Annotated in this window: 18 protein-coding genes; 17 read left to right on the plus strand and 1 reads right to left on the minus strand. The window is 51.6% G+C overall.

Annotated features, from left to right (window positions below):
• The first annotated feature begins 55 nt into the window (after positions 1 to 55).
• From LOY35_RS08500 to LOY35_RS08580, 17 genes are all read left to right on the plus strand, one after another.
• Entirely contained in the window at positions 56 to 1,291 is a 1,236-nt protein-coding gene (locus LOY35_RS08500) for a lipopolysaccharide biosynthesis protein (RefSeq protein ID WP_258631925.1), read from the plus strand.
• The gene (hisH, locus tag LOY35_RS08505; protein ID WP_258631926.1) at positions 1,288 to 1,896 is read left to right on the plus strand and encodes an imidazole glycerol phosphate synthase subunit HisH; all 609 of its coding nucleotides are present in this window, start codon (positions 1,288 to 1,290) and stop codon (positions 1,894 to 1,896) included. The genes LOY35_RS08500 and hisH overlap by 4 nt, the downstream gene beginning before the upstream one ends.
• Positions 1,896 to 2,651 (plus strand): AglZ/HisF2 family acetamidino modification protein, encoded by a 756-nt coding sequence (locus LOY35_RS08510; protein WP_258631927.1) that lies wholly within the window; start codon positions 1,896 to 1,898, stop codon positions 2,649 to 2,651. Before hisH ends, LOY35_RS08510 begins: the two co-directional genes overlap by 1 nt.
• A 144-nt stretch (positions 2,652 to 2,795) precedes the next feature.
• The gene (locus tag LOY35_RS08515; protein ID WP_258631928.1) at positions 2,796 to 3,929 is read left to right on the plus strand and encodes an N-acetyl sugar amidotransferase; all 1,134 of its coding nucleotides are present in this window, start codon (positions 2,796 to 2,798) and stop codon (positions 3,927 to 3,929) included.
• Between the two features lie 17 nt (positions 3,930 to 3,946).
• Positions 3,947 to 5,059, plus strand: a complete 1,113-nt coding sequence (locus LOY35_RS08520; RefSeq protein WP_258631929.1) for a glycosyltransferase family 4 protein — start codon at positions 3,947 to 3,949, stop codon at positions 5,057 to 5,059.
• 7 nt (positions 5,060 to 5,066) lie between these two features.
• Positions 5,067 to 6,158: a non-hydrolyzing UDP-N-acetylglucosamine 2-epimerase gene (wecB, locus tag LOY35_RS08525; protein WP_258631930.1), complete on the plus strand. Its 1,092-nt coding sequence runs from the start codon at positions 5,067 to 5,069 to the stop codon at positions 6,156 to 6,158.
• On the plus strand, positions 6,155 to 7,381 hold the full coding sequence (locus LOY35_RS08530) for a glycosyltransferase family 4 protein (RefSeq protein ID WP_258631931.1): 1,227 nt from the start codon (positions 6,155 to 6,157) through the stop codon (positions 7,379 to 7,381). Before wecB ends, LOY35_RS08530 begins: the two co-directional genes overlap by 4 nt.
• The gene (locus LOY35_RS08535; protein ID WP_258631932.1) at positions 7,378 to 7,968 is read left to right on the plus strand and encodes a sugar transferase; all 591 of its coding nucleotides are present in this window, start codon (positions 7,378 to 7,380) and stop codon (positions 7,966 to 7,968) included. Before LOY35_RS08530 ends, LOY35_RS08535 begins: the two co-directional genes overlap by 4 nt.
• Positions 7,968 to 8,588, plus strand: coding sequence for an acetyltransferase (locus tag LOY35_RS08540; RefSeq protein ID WP_258631933.1), 621 nt, complete (start codon positions 7,968 to 7,970; stop codon positions 8,586 to 8,588). The genes LOY35_RS08535 and LOY35_RS08540 overlap by 1 nt, the downstream gene beginning before the upstream one ends.
• A 79-nt stretch (positions 8,589 to 8,667) precedes the next feature.
• A complete protein-coding gene (locus LOY35_RS08545) occupies positions 8,668 to 9,861 on the plus strand; it encodes a DegT/DnrJ/EryC1/StrS aminotransferase family protein (protein WP_258631934.1) in 1,194 nt (397 codons plus the stop codon).
• Between the two features lie 464 nt (positions 9,862 to 10,325).
• Positions 10,326 to 11,504 carry an O-antigen ligase domain-containing protein gene (locus tag LOY35_RS08550; RefSeq protein ID WP_258631935.1) on the plus strand — a complete coding sequence of 393 codons (1,179 nt, stop codon included), beginning with the start codon at positions 10,326 to 10,328 and terminating at the stop codon, positions 11,502 to 11,504.
• A 397-nt stretch (positions 11,505 to 11,901) separates the two neighbouring features.
• On the plus strand, positions 11,902 to 12,141 hold the full coding sequence (locus tag LOY35_RS08555) for a transposase (protein ID WP_258631936.1): 240 nt from the start codon (positions 11,902 to 11,904) through the stop codon (positions 12,139 to 12,141).
• Positions 12,142 to 12,463: 322 nt separating this feature from the next.
• Complete coding sequence (locus tag LOY35_RS08560; protein ID WP_309475900.1) at positions 12,464 to 12,844, plus strand: hypothetical protein; 381 nt, start codon at positions 12,464 to 12,466, stop codon at positions 12,842 to 12,844.
• Positions 12,845 to 12,958: 114 nt separating this feature from the next.
• Positions 12,959 to 14,953, plus strand: coding sequence for a nucleoside-diphosphate sugar epimerase/dehydratase (locus tag LOY35_RS08565; RefSeq protein WP_258633521.1), 1,995 nt, complete (start codon positions 12,959 to 12,961; stop codon positions 14,951 to 14,953).
• Positions 14,954 to 15,067: 114 nt separating this feature from the next.
• Positions 15,068 to 15,403 (plus strand): helix-hairpin-helix domain-containing protein, encoded by a 336-nt coding sequence (locus LOY35_RS08570; protein ID WP_258631937.1) that lies wholly within the window; start codon positions 15,068 to 15,070, stop codon positions 15,401 to 15,403.
• A 163-nt stretch (positions 15,404 to 15,566) separates the two neighbouring features.
• Positions 15,567 to 16,220 (plus strand): GntR family transcriptional regulator, encoded by a 654-nt coding sequence (locus tag LOY35_RS08575; protein ID WP_258631938.1) that lies wholly within the window; start codon positions 15,567 to 15,569, stop codon positions 16,218 to 16,220.
• Between the two features lie 15 nt (positions 16,221 to 16,235).
• On the plus strand, positions 16,236 to 17,087 hold the full coding sequence (locus tag LOY35_RS08580) for a DUF1989 domain-containing protein (protein ID WP_258631939.1): 852 nt from the start codon (positions 16,236 to 16,238) through the stop codon (positions 17,085 to 17,087).
• A gap of 90 nt (positions 17,088 to 17,177) precedes the next feature.
• Here the strand turns inward: LOY35_RS08580 and LOY35_RS08585 are convergent, their stop codons facing one another.
• Complete coding sequence (locus LOY35_RS08585) at positions 17,178 to 17,345, minus strand: DUF2897 family protein (RefSeq protein WP_003183831.1); 168 nt, start codon at positions 17,343 to 17,345, stop codon at positions 17,178 to 17,180.
• Positions 17,346 to 17,453: the final 108 nt, after the last annotated feature.

Consider the following 17,453-nt stretch of genomic DNA (forward strand, 5'->3'; position numbering starts at 1 on the left):
GGCGATTCTCCGTGCTTATCTCCTCCCCGTTCAAGATATCTTGGAGTGTGAGGCGATGAGCGCAATCTTCATCAAACGCGTGGCGCGAGTACTGGTGGGCACGCTTGGCGCTCAACTGATTACCATCGGCGTCACCCTGCTGCTGGTTCGCCTGTATTCCCCAGCCGAAATGGGCGCTTTTAGTGCCTGGCTTTCGTTCGCTACCATCTTTGCGGTGATGGTCACCGGGCGATATGAGTTGGCAATTTTCGCCACTAAAGCGGAAGGTGATTTTCATGCCGTGATCAAGCTCGTATTGCTACTCGTCCTGTCAATTTCCATTTTGGTAGCTGGCAGTCTCGTGCTGGCAGTGCCTTTTATGGATTCACTGCCAGCCGTACTGAAAGATTATTGGTTGGCCCTGGCAATCGTTTCGTTGGGCTTAGGCGCAAACAAACTGGTCTTGTCTCTCCTTACCTTCCAGCAGTCCTTCAACAGGCTGGGGGGCGCGCGCGTCAGCCTTGCTGCCTGCATCGCGGTCGCCCAAGTGTCCGCGGCTTATTTATCAGGCGGTGTCTCGGGTCTTATTTACGGTCAATTGTTCGGCGTCATCGTTGCCACGGCGCTGGCAGCTATCTGGGTTGGTAAGCCGTTGATCGTAGCCTGTGCCGTGACGCCTTGGCGTACGGTGAGGCAAAACGCGGTGAAGTACATAAACTTCCCCAAGTATTCCTTGCCGGCAGATCTGATCAATACGGTCGCCAGCCAGATTCCGATCGTGCTGTTGGCAGCGAAGTTCGGCGGGGAGAGTGCGGGCTGGTTCGCTTTAACACTGAAGATCATGGGCGCTCCTATTTCCCTGCTAGCCGCCTCGGTACTTGATGTCTTCAAGGAGCAAGCTGCCCGTGACTATCGAGAAGCGGGAAACTGCCGTGGCATCTTCATCAAGACCTTCAAGCTACTCGCAGTACTGGCGCTCCCCCCCTTCGTAGCTTTCTGGTTCGTAGGTGAGTGGGCGTTCGGTTTCATATTCGGCGACGCCTGGGCTGAATCAGGGCGCTATGCGGTGGTGATGATTCCGCTGTTCTACATGCGGTTCGTCGTCAGCCCCCTAAGCTACACGATCTATATCGCGCAGCGGCAGAATCTGGACCTGGTGTGGCAACTGACCCTGTTGGCCTTGACGTTTATCTGTTTCACCCTGCCGGATACCGTGGATTCGGTGCTGTGGTTCTACTCCATGGGCTATGCAATCATGTATTTCATTTATTTCTGGATGTCCTTCTACTGCACCAAGGGAGATGCCAAGTGATCGTTGTTGTTGATTATGGTGTAGGGAACATCGCTTCGGTCTTGAACATGCTGAAGCGAGTGGGCGCTAAAGCCAAGGCATCGAACAGCCGTGAGGATATCGAACAGGCGGACAAACTCATCCTACCAGGAGTGGGCGCTTTCGACGCTGGCATGCAGACACTGCGCAAAAGCGGCCTGATCGAGGTGTTGAATGAGCAGGTGCTGCGCAAGCAAAAGCCGGTAATGGGTGTATGCCTCGGCAGCCAGATGCTCGGCAATGGCTCTGAGGAGGGCTGCGAGCCTGGCCTTGGCTGGATCGACATGGACATTGTCCGCTTCGAGAAGCGTGAAGGGCGCAAGGTGCCGCACATGGGTTGGAACGAAGTTGCTCCTCAGTTGCAGCACCCAATTCTGACGGGTATCAACCAGCAGAGCCGTTTCTATTTTGTCCACAGTTATTACATGTTGCCGCGACATGCGGAGAACACTTTGCTGACCGCTAACTACGACCAACAGTTTACCGCCGCAGTGGTCAAGGACAATATTTTGGGATTCCAATTCCATCCGGAAAAAAGCCACAAATTTGGTATGCAATTATTCAAGAATTTCGTGGAGTTGGTCTGATGGTCAGGAAGCGCGTAATTCCCTGCTTGTTGCTTAAGGATCGCGGCCTGGTCAAAACCGTGAAATTCAAAGAACCGAAGTACATCGGCGACCCCATTAATGCCATCCGGATCTTCAACGAGAAGGAAGTCGATGAGCTGGTGTTGCTCGATATTGAAGCTTCGAAACTCAACCGTGAGCCCAACTACGAATTGATCGCCGAGGTAGCGGGTGAGTGTTTCATGCCCATTTGCTATGGGGGTGGGATCAAAACTCTGGAGCATGCAGAGAAAGTGTTTGCCCTCGGTATCGAGAAAATTTCCATTAACACGGCTGCATTCGCCGACATTTCGCTGATCCGGCAAATCGCCAACAAGTTCGGGTCGCAAAGTGTCGTGGGGGCCATGGATTGCCGGAAGGGCTTCTGGGGCGGGTATTCTGTATACTCGGAAAATGGTACGAAAGATACCAAGCATTCTCCGGTCGAATGGGCCCAAGCGCTTGAGGCGGCAGGGATTGGCGAAATCTTCCTGAATTCAGTCGACCGTGACGGCACACAAAAGGGCTTTGATGGTGCGCTGGTAGAAAGCGTTGTTTCGGAGGTGCACGTACCTGTCATCGCTTGTGGTGGTGCAGGTTCCACGGCGGATCTGATCGAGCTTTTTGACCGTACTGGCATTTCTGCCGTGGCGGCAGGCAGCCTTTTTGTTTTCCACGGTAAGCATCGCGCCGTACTGATCAGCTATCCAGATATCAACATGTTGAGTGCTGGATAAGCAAAACTGAGATTTCTCAAGGCAGCGTCTATTGGAGGCCCTTGGGCTTTACAGGCTCTTCGCTGCTTTGATTGTCATACAAATCGAGCCTACTGCTGGGTTGCCCAGTCAGGCAGGCCGACGAAGACGTTTTGGAGGTGGGTAGTGGTAAAGGTCTGTTCGCGCTGTGTCATGGATACATCCGACTCTGAAATCGTGTTCGACGATGCGGGAGTGTGCAATCACTGCCACAAGTTCGACAATGTTCAATCCAAGCAACTGTTCGCTGATGCTAGCGGCGAACAGCGCCTCCAGAAGATCGTCGATCAGATCAAGAACGAGGGGACCGGAAAAGAGTACGACTGCATCATTGGTCTTAGCGGCGGTGTGGACAGCTCCTACTTGGCCCTGAGGGTTAAGGACTTCGGGTTACGTCCCCTTGTGGTGCATGTGGATGCAGGCTGGAATAGCGAGCTGGCTGTCAGTAACATCGAAAAAGTTATCAAGTATTGCGGGTATGACCTGCATACCCATGTGATGAACTGGGAAGACGTTCGCGATCTGCAATTGTCTTATATGAAGGCCGCCGTTGCTAACCAAGACGTGCCGCAAGATCACGCATATTTTTCTAGTATGTACCATTTTGCCGTGCAGAATAATATCAAATATATCTTGAGTGGTGGGAACCTCGCGACTGAAGCAGTGTTTCCTGATACCTGGCATGGTAGTGCGATGGACGCTATCAATCTCAAGGCAATTCATAAGAAATATGGTGAGCGGCCTTTGCAAGATTACAAAACTATCAGTTTTTTGGAGTATTACCTCTGGTATCCCTTCGTCAAAGGTATGCGGACTGTACGCCCGCTTAATTACATGAATTATGACAAGTCTAAGGCGGAATTATATTTGCAGGAGACGATTGGCTATCGCTCCTATGCCCATAAACATGGAGAGTCTATTTTTACGAAGCTGTTTCAAAATTATTATCTTCCCAAAAAGTTTGGTTATGATAAGCGAAAGTTGCATTATTCCAGTATGATCCTCTCTGGTCAGCTGACTCGTAAAGAAGCTCTTGAGAGGCTGGCGCAACCATTGTATGCCGTTGATGAGCTGCAGTATGATATCGAGTATTTTTGTAAAAAAATGCGAATATCTACTTCGGAATTTGAAGTGTTAATGAATGCGCCTATACATGATTACTCTGATTTTCATAATTGGGATTCGCGCCAAAGTTGCATGAAAAAATTTCAGGGAGTAGTTCAGCGGATTCTGGGTAGACGCATAAATGTTTACTCTTGAGTCGAAGGATAAATAACATGGCTCGAATTGCTCATGTGTCATCCGTCCACTCTCGCTACGATGTGCGTATCTTTCAAAAGCAATGCAGAACTCTTGTCGAAGAGGGGTATGAAGTATATTTTCTCGTTGCGGATGGCAAGGGTGATGAGGTCAAGGACGGCGTTAATTTTATTGATGTCGGAAGGTTGCAGGGGCGCATAAATAGAGTTTTTAAGACGACTAAAATTATTCGCAAAAGGGCAGTGGGACTTAATGCTGATGTCTATCATTTGCACGATCCTGAGCTCATCCCCGCCGGGCTGAGATTGAAAGCGCTTGGGAAAAGGGTCGTTTTCGACGCGCATGAAGATGTTCCCAAACAGATATTGGGTAAGCCTTATTTAAATAAAATTTCAAGGGTTCTTATATCGAAAGTCTTTTCCGCTTACGAAGTATGGGCATGTCGAAAACTGGATGCAGTTCTGGCGGCGACGCCCTACATACGCGATAAATTTTCGGCTATCGGTGTTCGTACACTTGACATCAATAATTACCCCATTATAGGGGAGCTGTCGAGTGGCGAGGTGGACTGGTCAAATAAAAAGGCGCAAGTAGTTTATATTGGCGGCCTTGGGGAAATTCGCGGTATTCGGGAGATCGTCAAAGCGATAGGGTTAGCCTCGCCCAGTGTATCCCTTTCAATTGGTGGCGTTTTCACTGAGCCTGGCTTTGAGTCGGCAGTTAAGACCGAACCAGGGTGGCGCAAGGTTGTCCATCTCGGATGGCTGGAACGCCAAGGTGTTAAAGAGGTACTCGATAGTTCAGTGGCGGGCCTCGTGACACTTCATCCTGCTCCGAACTATTTGGATGCGTTGCCAGTAAAAATGTTCGAGTATATGGCTGTTGGGCTGCCAGTGATTGCCTCTAATTTTCCTCTCTGGCGAAATATTATTGACTCTAGTAAGTGTGGCGTTTGTGTTGATCCATTAAATCCTCAGGAGATAGCCAGGACAATCGACTATCTGGTCGCGCACCCTGCGGAAGCGGAAGAAATGGGGCGGAATGGTCAGCGAGCTGTTCTTGAAGAGTATAACTGGGGCGTCGAGGCAAAAAAACTTTGCCTATTTTACTCCGATTTGTTAAGAGGTTAAGCAGTTAATGAAGATTTTGACAATTATTGGAGCGCGCCCCCAGTTTATTAAGGCAAGTGTCGTTTCTCATTTCATTTCCACGTTGTCGGGAGTTGAAGAAATTGTCGTTCATACGGGGCAGCATTTTGACTCTAATATGTCTGATGTGTTCTTTCATGAGCTGGGTATGAGTGCTCCGGCCTATTATCTAGATATTCATGGTGGCAGTCACGGTGATATGACTGGGCGGATGCTGATTGAAGTTGAAAAGGTTTTGCTTCTCGAACACCCTGATATTGTACTTGTGTACGGCGACACCAACTCCACATTAGCGGGAGCGTTGGCGGCCGTGAAGTTGCATATTCCCGTCGCGCATGTGGAAGCCGGGCTGCGATCTTTCAATATGGCGATGCCTGAGGAAGTGAACCGGATTCTGACCGATAGGGTTTCTCGTTGGATGTTTACCCCTACCACAACGGCGGCAGAGCATCTAACAAAAGAAGGTGTGAGTACAGCCAACATAGTTCCAGTCGGAGACGTCATGTACGACGTCGCGAAATTCCATGGCGGACGTGTCGACGCCCGTGGGCGCGTAATGTCTAAGCTCGACCTCAAAGAAGCCGGCTTTGTACTGGCGACAGTTCACCGAGCAGAAAATACCGATGATTCCGCTCGGCTTACCTCGATCGTCGAAGCATTCCGTGACCTGTCTACCGATTTACCGATCGTGTGGCCAGTGCATCCGCGAACCAGAGCGGTTTTGGATAAACGTGGACAATTGGATGATATGCCTAAGAATCTGCATCTGATCGACCCAGTTGGTTATTTGGATATGGTTCAGCTCGAGAAGCACGCCGCACTTATTGCCACTGACTCAGGCGGAGTTCAGAAAGAGGCATTCTTCTATGGCGTCCCCTGCGTCACGTTGCGGGATGAAACTGAGTGGACGGAGTTGGTCGAAGCCGGATGGAATCGACTGGTATCATCGAAGTCGTCGCAAGAAGTTGCAGCAGCTATCCGTGCTGCGGTGGGCACTAAAGGCCAAGCTGTCCAGCCTTACGGTGAAGGCAATGCGGCAGAACTGATCGTACGGCGCCTTGTTGAGGATCTTTCGGCATGAAGAATGTCTGGATTTTTAACCACTACGCGCAAGAACCAGGTGGCGCAGGTGGCACGCGTCACTATCAACTGGCGAAAAATTTGCCTGCCTATGGTTGGAAGGCTTCAATTATCGCTGCCAGTGTAGAGCATCAGTCTGGCCGACAGCGTCTTGACGTTTCTGAAGCCGTCAGGCTTGATGAGTATGCTGGCATTCCGTTTCTGTGGCTAAAAACGTCTGAGTACAAGGGCAATGGTACCGCGCGAATGCGCAACATGCTCGAATACACTTGGCAGGTTGTTAAGCCTGGTAGGCTTTCCGCCCTGAACAAACCTGATGTCATCATTGGATCTAGCGTTCATCCTTTTGCAGCAGCCGCTGGAGCCATTCTTGCTTGGCGACATAATGTGCCTTTCGTATTCGAAGTGCGGGATCTGTGGCCGGAAACGCTGATCGATATGGGGCGGTTGGGACGCAACAGCATGATCGCTCGGACGCTTCGTGTTTTGGAGAAGTGGCTTTATAAGCGTGCGAAGCGGATTGTTGTGCTGCTGCCCAAGGCGCATGAATACATAGTGCCTATGGGCATTGATGCGAAGAAGATCGCCTGGATTCCCAACGGCGTCGATCTCCAGGATTTTCCTCGTCCAGAGGATAAGGTGGCCGGAGATGGGTTCACGCTTATGTATTTCGGAGCTCATGGTCCAGCCAATGGATTGGATAATGTTCTACGTGCGCAACACATCATCGAAGAAAATCCCGAAATGTCGCATGTTCAGCTACGGATTATTGGCAATGGCCCGTGCAAGGCCGAATTGATTGCCTTGGCTGGAGAGCTGGGCCTCAAACGCGTCAGTTTTGAAGACCCTGTTCCCAAGCGCGAGATACCGGCGTTGGCCGCGCAGGCGGACGCGTTTGTTTTCAACCTGATTAACGCTCCAGTGTTCAAATACGGAATCAGTTCAAACAAATTGTTTGATTTCATGGCTGGCCAGCGTCCGGTTCTGTTCTGCTGTGATGCGGGCAACAACCCCATCGAAGATTCTGGTTCCGGATTTACGGTCGAGCCAGGCAACCCCAAGGCGCTAGCTGACGCGGTCACCAGGCTGTCCAGTCTGACGACTGCCGAGCGAATGGCCATGGGGAATGCGGGAAGGCACTACGTAGAAGTCGAGCATGGTTTCGACAAGCTTGCAGGAAGTTTGGCGCATTGTTTGAATGAAGCCTGTGAGACCAGCAGATGAAGAGAGTCGTTGATTTTGCCGGAGCCCTTATGGGCTTGATCATTTTGTCACCGATTATAGTAGTCGTGGCAATATTGATAAAGCACAAGCTGGGAGGGCCCGTGTTATTCCGGCAGGTTCGCCCCGGACGTGAGGGTAAGCCTTTTAAGATGATCAAATTCCGCACCATGCGTGATGCTTACGACCACAATAATGTTCCGCTGCCCGATGCACAGCGTATGACCCCGTTCGGTAGTTTCCTACGTTCCAGCAGTCTGGACGAATTGCCGGAGCTGTGGAACGTACTTAAAGGCGACATGAGCCTCGTAGGACCTAGACCGCTGTTGATGGAATATCTTCCGCTCTATAACGAGCGACAATACCTTCGGCATAGAGTAAGGCCAGGCGTTACCGGTTGGGCACAGATCAATGGGCGAAACGCTTTAAGCTGGCCGGAGAAGTTCGAACTGGATGTCTGGTATGTGGAAAATCGTTCTTTTTGGCTAGATCTGCAAATCATCGCGTTGACGGTTAAGAAAGTTATGAAGAAAGATGGTATTAGCGCTAGTGGAGAGGCCACTATGTCAAAGTTCACGGGCAATAAGTAATGAAAAAACTTGCAATCCTTGGTGCAAGTGGGCATGGGAAAGTGGTCGCCGATACCGCTGAATATTGCGGGTGGGAAGATATTACTTTCTTCGATGATGCATGGCCTTCCGTCACTAGTATTGGCGTTTGGGCTGTGATTGGTACTTGCAGCCAGTTACTTGAGCGGGTCCGTGAGTTTGACGGGATAATTGTAGCTATTGGTAATAATGCTGTTCGCCAGACCAAGCAGGCTGCACTCACTCAGCGTGGCGCTATTTTACTGACGCTGATCCATCCTTCCGCTTATGTCAGCTGCCACGCGACGGTAGGGGCGGGTACCGTGATATTTGCTGGAGCTGTTCTCAATGCCGGTGCCAGAGTGGGGCTGGGCGGGATTCTGAATACAGGGTGTAGTGTCGATCACGACTGCGTTCTAGGTGATTTCGTTCATATCAGCCCTGGTGCCCGGCTCGCCGGTGGGGTCGTGGCAGGAGATCGCAGCTGGGTAGGCATAGGTGCGTGCGTAAAGCAAATGCTGACCATCGGTGCCGCCGGGGTAGTGGGGGCCGGGGCTGCTGTCGTGGCAGATGTGGCAGAGGGTCTGACAGTGGTTGGCGTTCCGGCGCGGGTTCTAAAATAATTCCACCAATTTTGGCCATGCAACGGTAGACTTTGTAGCCATATGCATTCTCGCCAGTTTGATGAATCAGGATTAGTCAATGTTGAATACCCCCTTTTCTCCATGGCCATCTTTCTCTGAAGAAGAGGCAAACTGTGCTCGCGATATCATTCTGTCCAACAAGGTAAATTATTGGACCGGGGAGGAGTGCCGCCAATTTGAACGAGAGTTTGCCGATTGGGCCGAGACTGATTATGCGGTCGCAGTGGCCAATGGTACGGTAGCGCTCGACTTGGCGCTGCAGGCGCTGGATATTGGCGCTGGTGATGAAGTAATTGTGACTTCCCGAACCTTTTTGGCCTCTGTTTCCTGCATCGTTAATGCCGGTGCCATCCCTGTGTTTGCGGATGTAAATGCGGATTCGCAGAATATTGATGCGTCAACCATCAAGGCAGTCCTGTCTCCTCGTACCAAAGCCATCATCTGCGTTCACCTTGCCGGATGGCCTTGTGATATGGATCCCATCATGGCCTTGGCGACTGAGCACGGGGTCCGAGTAATTGAGGACTGTGCACAGGCGCATGGTGCCCGATATAAAGGCAAGGCGATCGGGTCGATAGGCCATATCGGTGCTTGGTCGTTCTGTCAGGACAAGATCATGACTACTGCCGGTGAAGGTGGCATGGTTACGACGAATGATCGTGAACTTTGGGCCAAGATGTGGTCGTTCAAGGATCATGGAAAGAGCTGGGAAGCCGTGTATGAGCGACAGCATGCCCCAGGATTCCGTTGGCTGCACGAGAGCTTTGGCACCAACTGGAGAATGCTGGAGGTACAAGGCGGAATTGGCAGGATTCAGCTGAAACGGATGCCTCAATGGCATCAGTCGCGGTTGGCTAACGCTCGCCGTATCTGGGATTGCGCCAAGGCTTTGCCGGGGTTGCGTGTTCCTGAAATTCCCAGCGACAGCGTGCATGCAGCGTACAAGTGTTATGTCTTCGTAGAGTCGGATCAACTCGCAGACGGGTGGGATCGGGACCGGATTCTTGGCGAGATCAGCGCTCGCGGCGTGCCTTGCTTTTCGGGTTCATGTTCAGAGGTCTATTTGGAGAAGGCTTTCGACAATACGCCCTGGCGACCCGAGGAGAGCTTGCCAGTGGCAGCGCGACTTGGAGAAACAAGCCTGATGTTCTTGGTTCATCCTACGCTGACGGACGCCGAAATGGCCAAAACTTGCGACGTCTTGACAATGGTCATGCGCCACGCCGCTGGAAAATGCAATCTATCCAGATGATCCGTTACTCGTCAAGGTTGTTGAAGGTAAAGAGTTTTTCGCGTGTTCGGCAATTGCTTCGAGAGTTGATAAATGGATACTCACCCAAGGGGAAATCGTGGATTGTATATATCAGCAACGACTGAGGGATGGGTAGTTTTTAAATCTCAGGCCTTTATAAAGTTCTTTAGTTAACACTCTACGCTCAACTGCTACGTCAACAAGCTGGCAGTTGATAAATGGTGGAAGTACCTATGAGAGGAGTCGCGGCAAAACACCTCGGCCCCGAGCCACGCGGGAAGCATTGTCAGGGAAACCGGCAGACAGCAGCTGAGCCGCGAATTATGTGCGCTGGGTACCAACGCTAGCTAAGGGTACAACGAACAGCTTTGATGCAAACGTTGTGTGAGGAACGGATGCTTGGCCATGACTTAACTTCTCGCACAGGTCTCATTCGCCAGGATACACACAGGCATGTATAACTGATGATTATTAAGCCGCCCTTTTTAATGATTGTGCAATATCTGTTTGCCTTGTTATTTCCAGGGACTATTCTGTATTATGTCGCTGTTACAAGCCATGTAATGCCTCCTCTTGTTAGTGGCTACTTTGGTGCAATTTGCGTTCTGTCATTGCTCATACTGTTTCCATTAAGCGTTTGGAATGTACTGCGAGGTGGGAGAGTGGAGCGCGTAGCGTTTTCATATATGCTGTTTTTATTGTTTTTCACCGCAATTGTCATTTGGAATGGGCTGTTTGGTGATTCTAGCGTTATGACTTGGCATCTGGTTTCAGTTCTGCAAAGTTTGACGGTATTTATGTTGTGTAAAAGAGTCTTCTCGTATTCTGTAGGAACTTCTCGCATTATTTTGCTTTGTTGGTTGGCAGCTTCTATATGCATGCTTACATTTACCGTAGATGGCCGATTCATGCTTCGAGCAATGGCCGATGACGTTGGTCAGATTCCTAGCTATCAAACGTTTGCGCTTTGCTATTTCATTGCAACAGTATTCATTGTTGGGTCTGTAACAAATCGTCAGCTACGCATGGGTGTTCATGTTGTTGCGTTAGCCTGTTTATATATCAACTCTGCCAGGAGTGAGTTTGCTGGTTACGTTTTTTTTGCCTTGCTGTTGGAGTTTCTTTCTTACAGGAAGAAGCTCACTCCAGTTATTATTGGTGCAGTGGTTATAGGTTTGCTTTCTGTCATGCTGGCTACTGGTGGTGTTGTCATTCCGGAGAGCAGAATTGCAACTTTGGTTAACTTGGAAGAGGATAATTCGAACAGCGAGCGGGATAGAATGGCTCGCGAAGGTATGGAAAAAATATTTAATAGCCCTATAGTTGGCGCGTACGGCGAATATGAAGAAGGCGGATATATTCATAATGTAATGTCGGTATGGCAAGAAACAGGTGTCGTTGGTGGGTTATTCTTTACTCTATTGGCTTTCCTTCCGCTCATTCAGGGGTGTGTAAATTATATTTTTGGTAGCTCAACGCACCACTCAAATATTGCTATTTCACTGCTCGCAACATCAATACTGCTTTTGATTGTAGGGAAGTACTTTACATACTTGATGCTTCCCGCGGCGTTGGCTATCTACGCGGCCTCTAAGCCTGGGAATCTTCGCGATCAAGCGAGTCTAAGCTCTGTACGAAAATAGCTCGTGATTACCGCAGGAGCACGCCAGTTAAGCCATCAAAAAGCTATGTTGCGATGGTATGCTGCCCGCGGTCCTTGCGGCAGCTATTTTCGTTAAAAGCGAAAGATCCACGCAGAGATGAATTTTAGTTTTGCACGTGCAATATATACCAAGTGCCAATGGCATAAAGAATTTTTGATCAAAACATGGGCGACCGATGAAATGTAGAGACTTTCTTATTTCTGCAGAAGTAGTCGCCACTCTTTGGCGACTCCTTTCATTCGTAGATTAATGCCGCCAGCATACTTACGATTGTATGCGTCCGGTCAAGTCATCTATCCAACCCCGCAACGCGAGGACATGGTGTGCACTTAAATTTAAGTGGGCACCCAGTTCTAGCCTTTTAAGCGGGTATATCATGCAGCCAATACGCCGTTTCTATTCCAGATCCTTCAAGGCTCAGGTCATTCAAGAGTGTGCCCAGCCCGGCGCCTCGATTGACAGCATCGCCCTCAGCCATAACCTTAACGCAAACCTCGTCCACAAATGGATTCGAGTGCAAGCGCAGCAAAGCACGGCGCTCCAATTCACGTTTAAGCTATCGCCTATCTTTATCTTCGCAACGCTAATGTGCAACGTTGGTCTGGTAATCGCATAGCTCAGGTCTATGGCAAACATCACAACGAAAACCGTTATAATGGTCCGTATCTGCCGAGCCAAAAAACAAAACAATTATTGCTATATAAAAAATTTTTTGACGCCGTTCGTCACATATTTAGAGCTGCGACAAGCAGAAGCTACAACAAGAGTCGGATGGGCTGTTGGTATCAATAAATGAAACCTCTAGTCGTGACTGCGTCACATACTTGAAAGACATGCCATATGCGCAGTCGATGGCCGATTACGAAGCATTGCTGCCGTAGAACTGGACACCAGAGATACTACGGTAAACTAAAGTCTTACGCTGGATGGTGGGGTTTATGGATCGCGTTCGTCGGCATTCTCCTAAGCCTGCTAGCGCTACAGACGGCTCGGGTGTCATCCAGGCTGCTTTGGGTCTGGTTGATTCTGCTAGATGTCGTTATTGTCGATGCAACTGTTACTTTATTACGACTTCTGCTACGAAGCGAAAAATCTACGAGGCTCATCGGATCCATGCTTATCAGTTTGCCTCCCACCAATATGGTCGGCATCTACCGGTGACGGCGGCGGTGGCGTCGATTAATATGTTCTGGTTGTTGCCGCTGGCAGCATGTGTCGTATTATGGAATGTGGATAGAATGTTGGCTTTAATCATTGCCTACGTGCCTTCGGTACTGCTGGCCGTCAGCATCTCATGCTGGCGTGTTGAGAAGGCATGATTTAAAGGTAAAAATTCGCATTTTTTGTTTATGGGGTGTCCATCGTTCGATGACGGAGCCGCGTCCATTGAGATCGGATTGGGTTTAGGAGAGGCCGTGGTGCATGAAGGATTTATGGGTAAATTAAGAACAGCGTTGCTGGGATTGCCAAGACGCCACAAGCGGGCGATTCAGGTAGCTACAGACGTAATCCTAGTCTGGGTCGCGCTATGGCTCGCATTTGTGGTTCGTCTCGGAGTCGAGGCGTTAGCCACTCCGATCGAAACGCACCTTTGGCTTTTCGTATCCGCCCCGCTGGTCGCCATTCCGATTTTCATCCGTTTCGGCATGTACCGCGCCGTCATGCGTTACTTCGGCAACGACGCATTGATTACCATTTGTAAAGCGGTCAGCCTTTCTGCCCTGCTGTTATCCTTGGTGGTGTATTGGTACAGCAACCATAAAACGGTCGTACCCCGCTCGATCATCTTCAATTACTGGTGGTTGAGCCTGATCATGATTGGCGGCCTTCGGCTGATGATGCGTCAGTATTTCCTGGGAGACTGGTTCACTGCTGCCCAGCATGTCCCGTTTACCAACCGTAACGACGGCTTGCCCAAGGTTGCTATTTATGGGGCCGGGGCCGCGGGAAACCAACTGGTGGCAGCGTTGCGCATGGGGCGGGTAATGCGGCCAGTCGCGTTCATTGACGATGACAACAGCATCGCAGACCGTGTCATCGCCGGGCTTCAGGTCTACGAGCCCAAGCAGATTCAAAAGATGATCGATGCAACGGGGGCGCAGGAAATCCTACTGGCAATACCTTCGTCGTCTCGTGGTCGTCGTCGAGAGATCTTGACCTTGCTTGAGGGGTTCCCGCTGCATGTACGTAGTGTCCCGGGTTTCATGGACCTGGCCAGTGGCCGCGTCAAGGTTGATGACATTCAGGAAGTAGATATCGCGGACTTGCTCGGACGTGACCCGGTACCTGCGCAACCTGATTTGCTCGAGCATTGCATCACCGGGCAGTCGGTTCTGGTCACCGGGGCAGGCGGGTCAATCGGTTCGGAGCTCTGCCGGCAGATCCTGGCCCTCAAACCCACCACACTACTGTTGTATGAACATAGCGAGTTCAACCTTTACAGCATTTTGTCCGAACTTGAACCACGGACTACTCGGGAGTCCCTGTCTGTTCGTTTACTGCCCATATTGGGTTCGGTACGGGATCAGGCCAAGCTATTGGATGTGATGAAGACCTGGAATGTCGATACGGTCTATCACGCTGCTGCTTATAAACATGTCCCCATGGTCGAGCACAATATTGCCGAGGGCGTTCTGAACAATGTGATCGGAACGTTGAACACCGCCCAGGCTGCATTGCAGGCAGGTGTATCGAACTTCGTCTTGATCTCCACTGATAAAGCCGTACGCCCCACCAACGTGATGGGCAGTACCAAGCGGCTCGCGGAGTTGACGTTGCAGGCCCTCAGTCGTGAGCTGGCGCCCGTATTGTTCGGCGACAACGCCAATGTATCTCGAGTTAACAAGACTCGTTTTACCATGGTCAGGTTCGGCAACGTGTTGGGATCGTCCGGTTCGGTTATCCCCTTGTTCCATAAACAAATCAAATCCGGCGGGCCGTTGACCGTTACACACCCGAAGATCACGCGTTATTTCATGACGATTCCCGAGGCAGCACAGTTAGTGATTCAGGCAGGCTCGATGGGGCTGGGTGGCGATGTGTTCGTTCTCGATATGGGCGAACCGGTAAGAATTGTCGAACTGGCGGAGAAAATGATTCACTTGTCTGGCTTGAGTGTCCGCTCGGAGAAGAATCCCCACGGCGACATTTCAATCAAGTTCACGGGCCTACGGCCCGGTGAGAAGCTTTACGAGGAGTTGCTGATTGGTGACAACGTTGTTGCCACCCAGCATCCCATGATCATGAGTGCCAATGAAGATCATCTTCCCTGGGATGTGCTCAAGGCCAGGCTGGCTGAGCTGCTGGCCGCGATTGAGCACGATGACTACACCCGGGTCCGCCAATTGCTTCGGGATACTGTCAGCGGGTATGCCCCGGACGGTGAGATTGTCGACTGGATCTACCAGCAACGACGCCTTGAGCCCTGATTATTACATAACCTGTAACGTACACATTTTTGACAGCGATTCATCATCGCCTAAGTTTGAGAGGCAGCTTCGGAAAAGCTGCTTCTCTCTTAACGATGTCATGGAGCGTCACTTATGCGTACAGGCTATTTCTACTCCCTGGTCTTTGCCCTGCTGACCAGCGCCTCTATTGCCGCCATTGCTGCACCTTCAGCCAAACCCGAGACACCGACACCGCCACAAGCGATGGACATCTCGGCGAAGCCGCAAGACGCCAGAGTGAACCTTAACGAGGCGGATGCCCCTACGATGCAGCGCGAGCTGGCGGGTATAGGCGAGGCCAAGGCGAAGGCGATTGTTGCATACAGGGAAGCAAATGGAGCGTTCTCCTCGGTCGAGGAATTGCTGGAGGTCAAGGGAATTGGCAAGGCGATCCTGGACAGGAATCTCGACAAGCTGGAAGTGAATTGAAGTGAGATAGCGAGGAAGGCCGGTCAAATGACTGGCCTTTTGCATTCTGGCGGATACGAAACCAAGGCGACGATTCGACGTCGATCCGACAAAACGTGGAACTTGGCACAGATCATGATTACTCACTACCAACCGATTGTTGAACAATCCTGAGACATTGAACATGAACACGGGACTTTCCCTCGCCGACCAGATCACCCTGGAGCTACGCGCCGACATCATCGGAGGCTGCTTGCTACCTGGCATGGCCTTGGTAGAAAACGATCTGGTCTCGGCCTACAACGCCTCGCGCAACACCATCCGCGAGGCATTGCATCGCTTGGGGCAGGAGGGGTTGACCCGTTATGTGCGCAATAAAGGGGTGATGGTCCGCAGGTTGGGCGGTGACGATGTGCGGGATCTGTTCAAGGTTCGTCGCACCCTGGAGCTTCAGGCGATCCTTAACAGTCAGCCATTGGGCGTGTATCGATCCAACCGGATGCACGAGGCGCTCGAGGCGGCCGAGCTGGCCCGGGAGCGTGAGGACTGGCGCGCGGTGGGGACCCACAGCCTGGCGTTTCATCAACATGTCGTCGGGTTGATGGGTAGCCCTTTACTCGACGAGTTTTTCACCAGCGTGGTTGCGCAGTTGCGCCTGGCGTTTTTCTCGGCGCCTGATGAACCACGTTTCCAGGCGCCCTGGCTGGCCCGCGACCGGCAGATCCATGACTGGCTGGCTGAAGGCGACAAACAGGCGGCGCATGAAGCGATGAGCCTCTATCTCGACGATTCCGAGCAAATGCTTCTGCAGTTGCTGACTCCCGTCAATAAACACTGATCAAGGACCTGCGCCATGTATAAAGACTACCCAGCCGCCTATCAAGTCAGCAAAGGCTCAGCCTTGCAGGTGGACAAGCCCTTCTACGACCGGATCCGCACCCAGCAGGACAAACGCACGCTGATCGAGCAATTCGAAGTGCCGATCCGCACAGGCCGTGCCTGGCATGTGCCGGCCGGACACGTGTTTCGCGTCACCACCCCGGTAGGTCCGCAGGTAGGCGATTTCAACGTCTGGAACGCTCATGATCCACGGGAGCGTTTATGGGCGGCCCGCACTCGTCAGCTTCAGGGCGCCCACGTAAGTACCCATGATCGGTTGTGGTCGAACCTGCCGTTTTTGCGGCCGCTGGTGACCATCACCGATGACAGCCTGGCCGGTTACGGCATCGATGAGCATGGCGGACGGCTGCATGACCTGCTGGGTACACGCTGTGATCCGTATGTGAACAGGATGCTGACCGGTGAGGATTTCCATCATCACTGCCATTCGAACCTGACCCGCGCGGTATTGCCTCATGGTCTTACGGAGTTCGACGTGCACGATGTGTTGAATATTTTCCAGTGCACCGGGCTCAACCATGACGACATGTACTTCATGAAGGCCTGTCCGGCGCAGAAGGGCGATTACCTGGAGTTTTTTGCCGAGATCGATCTGCTCTGCGCCTTGTCCACTTGCCCTGGCGGTGACCTGTCGTTGGCAATGTGGGGACCGGATGCTCAGGATCCGCTCAGCGTCTGCCGTCCCCTGGGGGTGGAGATCTATCGGTTGGAGGATGCGTTGCTCGAAGGCTGGAGCCAGCCCGAGCGGGCGGCCTACAAGGGGTTGCATGGCTTGCAGATTGCCAAGGCGGAATGGGAAAAGTAACACTTTCCTTTGTGGCGAGGGGATTTAGCGAAACTTCGCACCGTCCCGCTAAATCCCCTCGCCACAGGAAGCGGTGCGCAGCTCAAGCCATCAACGATCCTTGGCCTCCTTCGCATCCATCTCCGCATTCCTCTCGGCCACGCGCTTGCGTTGCTCGTCAGTCAGTTCGACCTTGTTGGCGGTGTCGCGCAGCATCATCAGGCCTCCGACGATCGAGCCGATTGCAACTATCAAAATCAGCCAGGCATACCAGGGCATAGGACTCTCCTTGAGGGCGGGCCAGTGGGTGTCGTTCACCCAATCCACGCCTATCACTTATGAGCGAGGGTTGCTCGCAGTGGTTCAATACTACCCCTGTTCTGGCTA

Source organism: Pseudomonas sp. B21-028, assembly GCF_024749045.1.
Lineage (GTDB): Bacteria > Pseudomonadota > Gammaproteobacteria > Pseudomonadales > Pseudomonadaceae > Aquipseudomonas.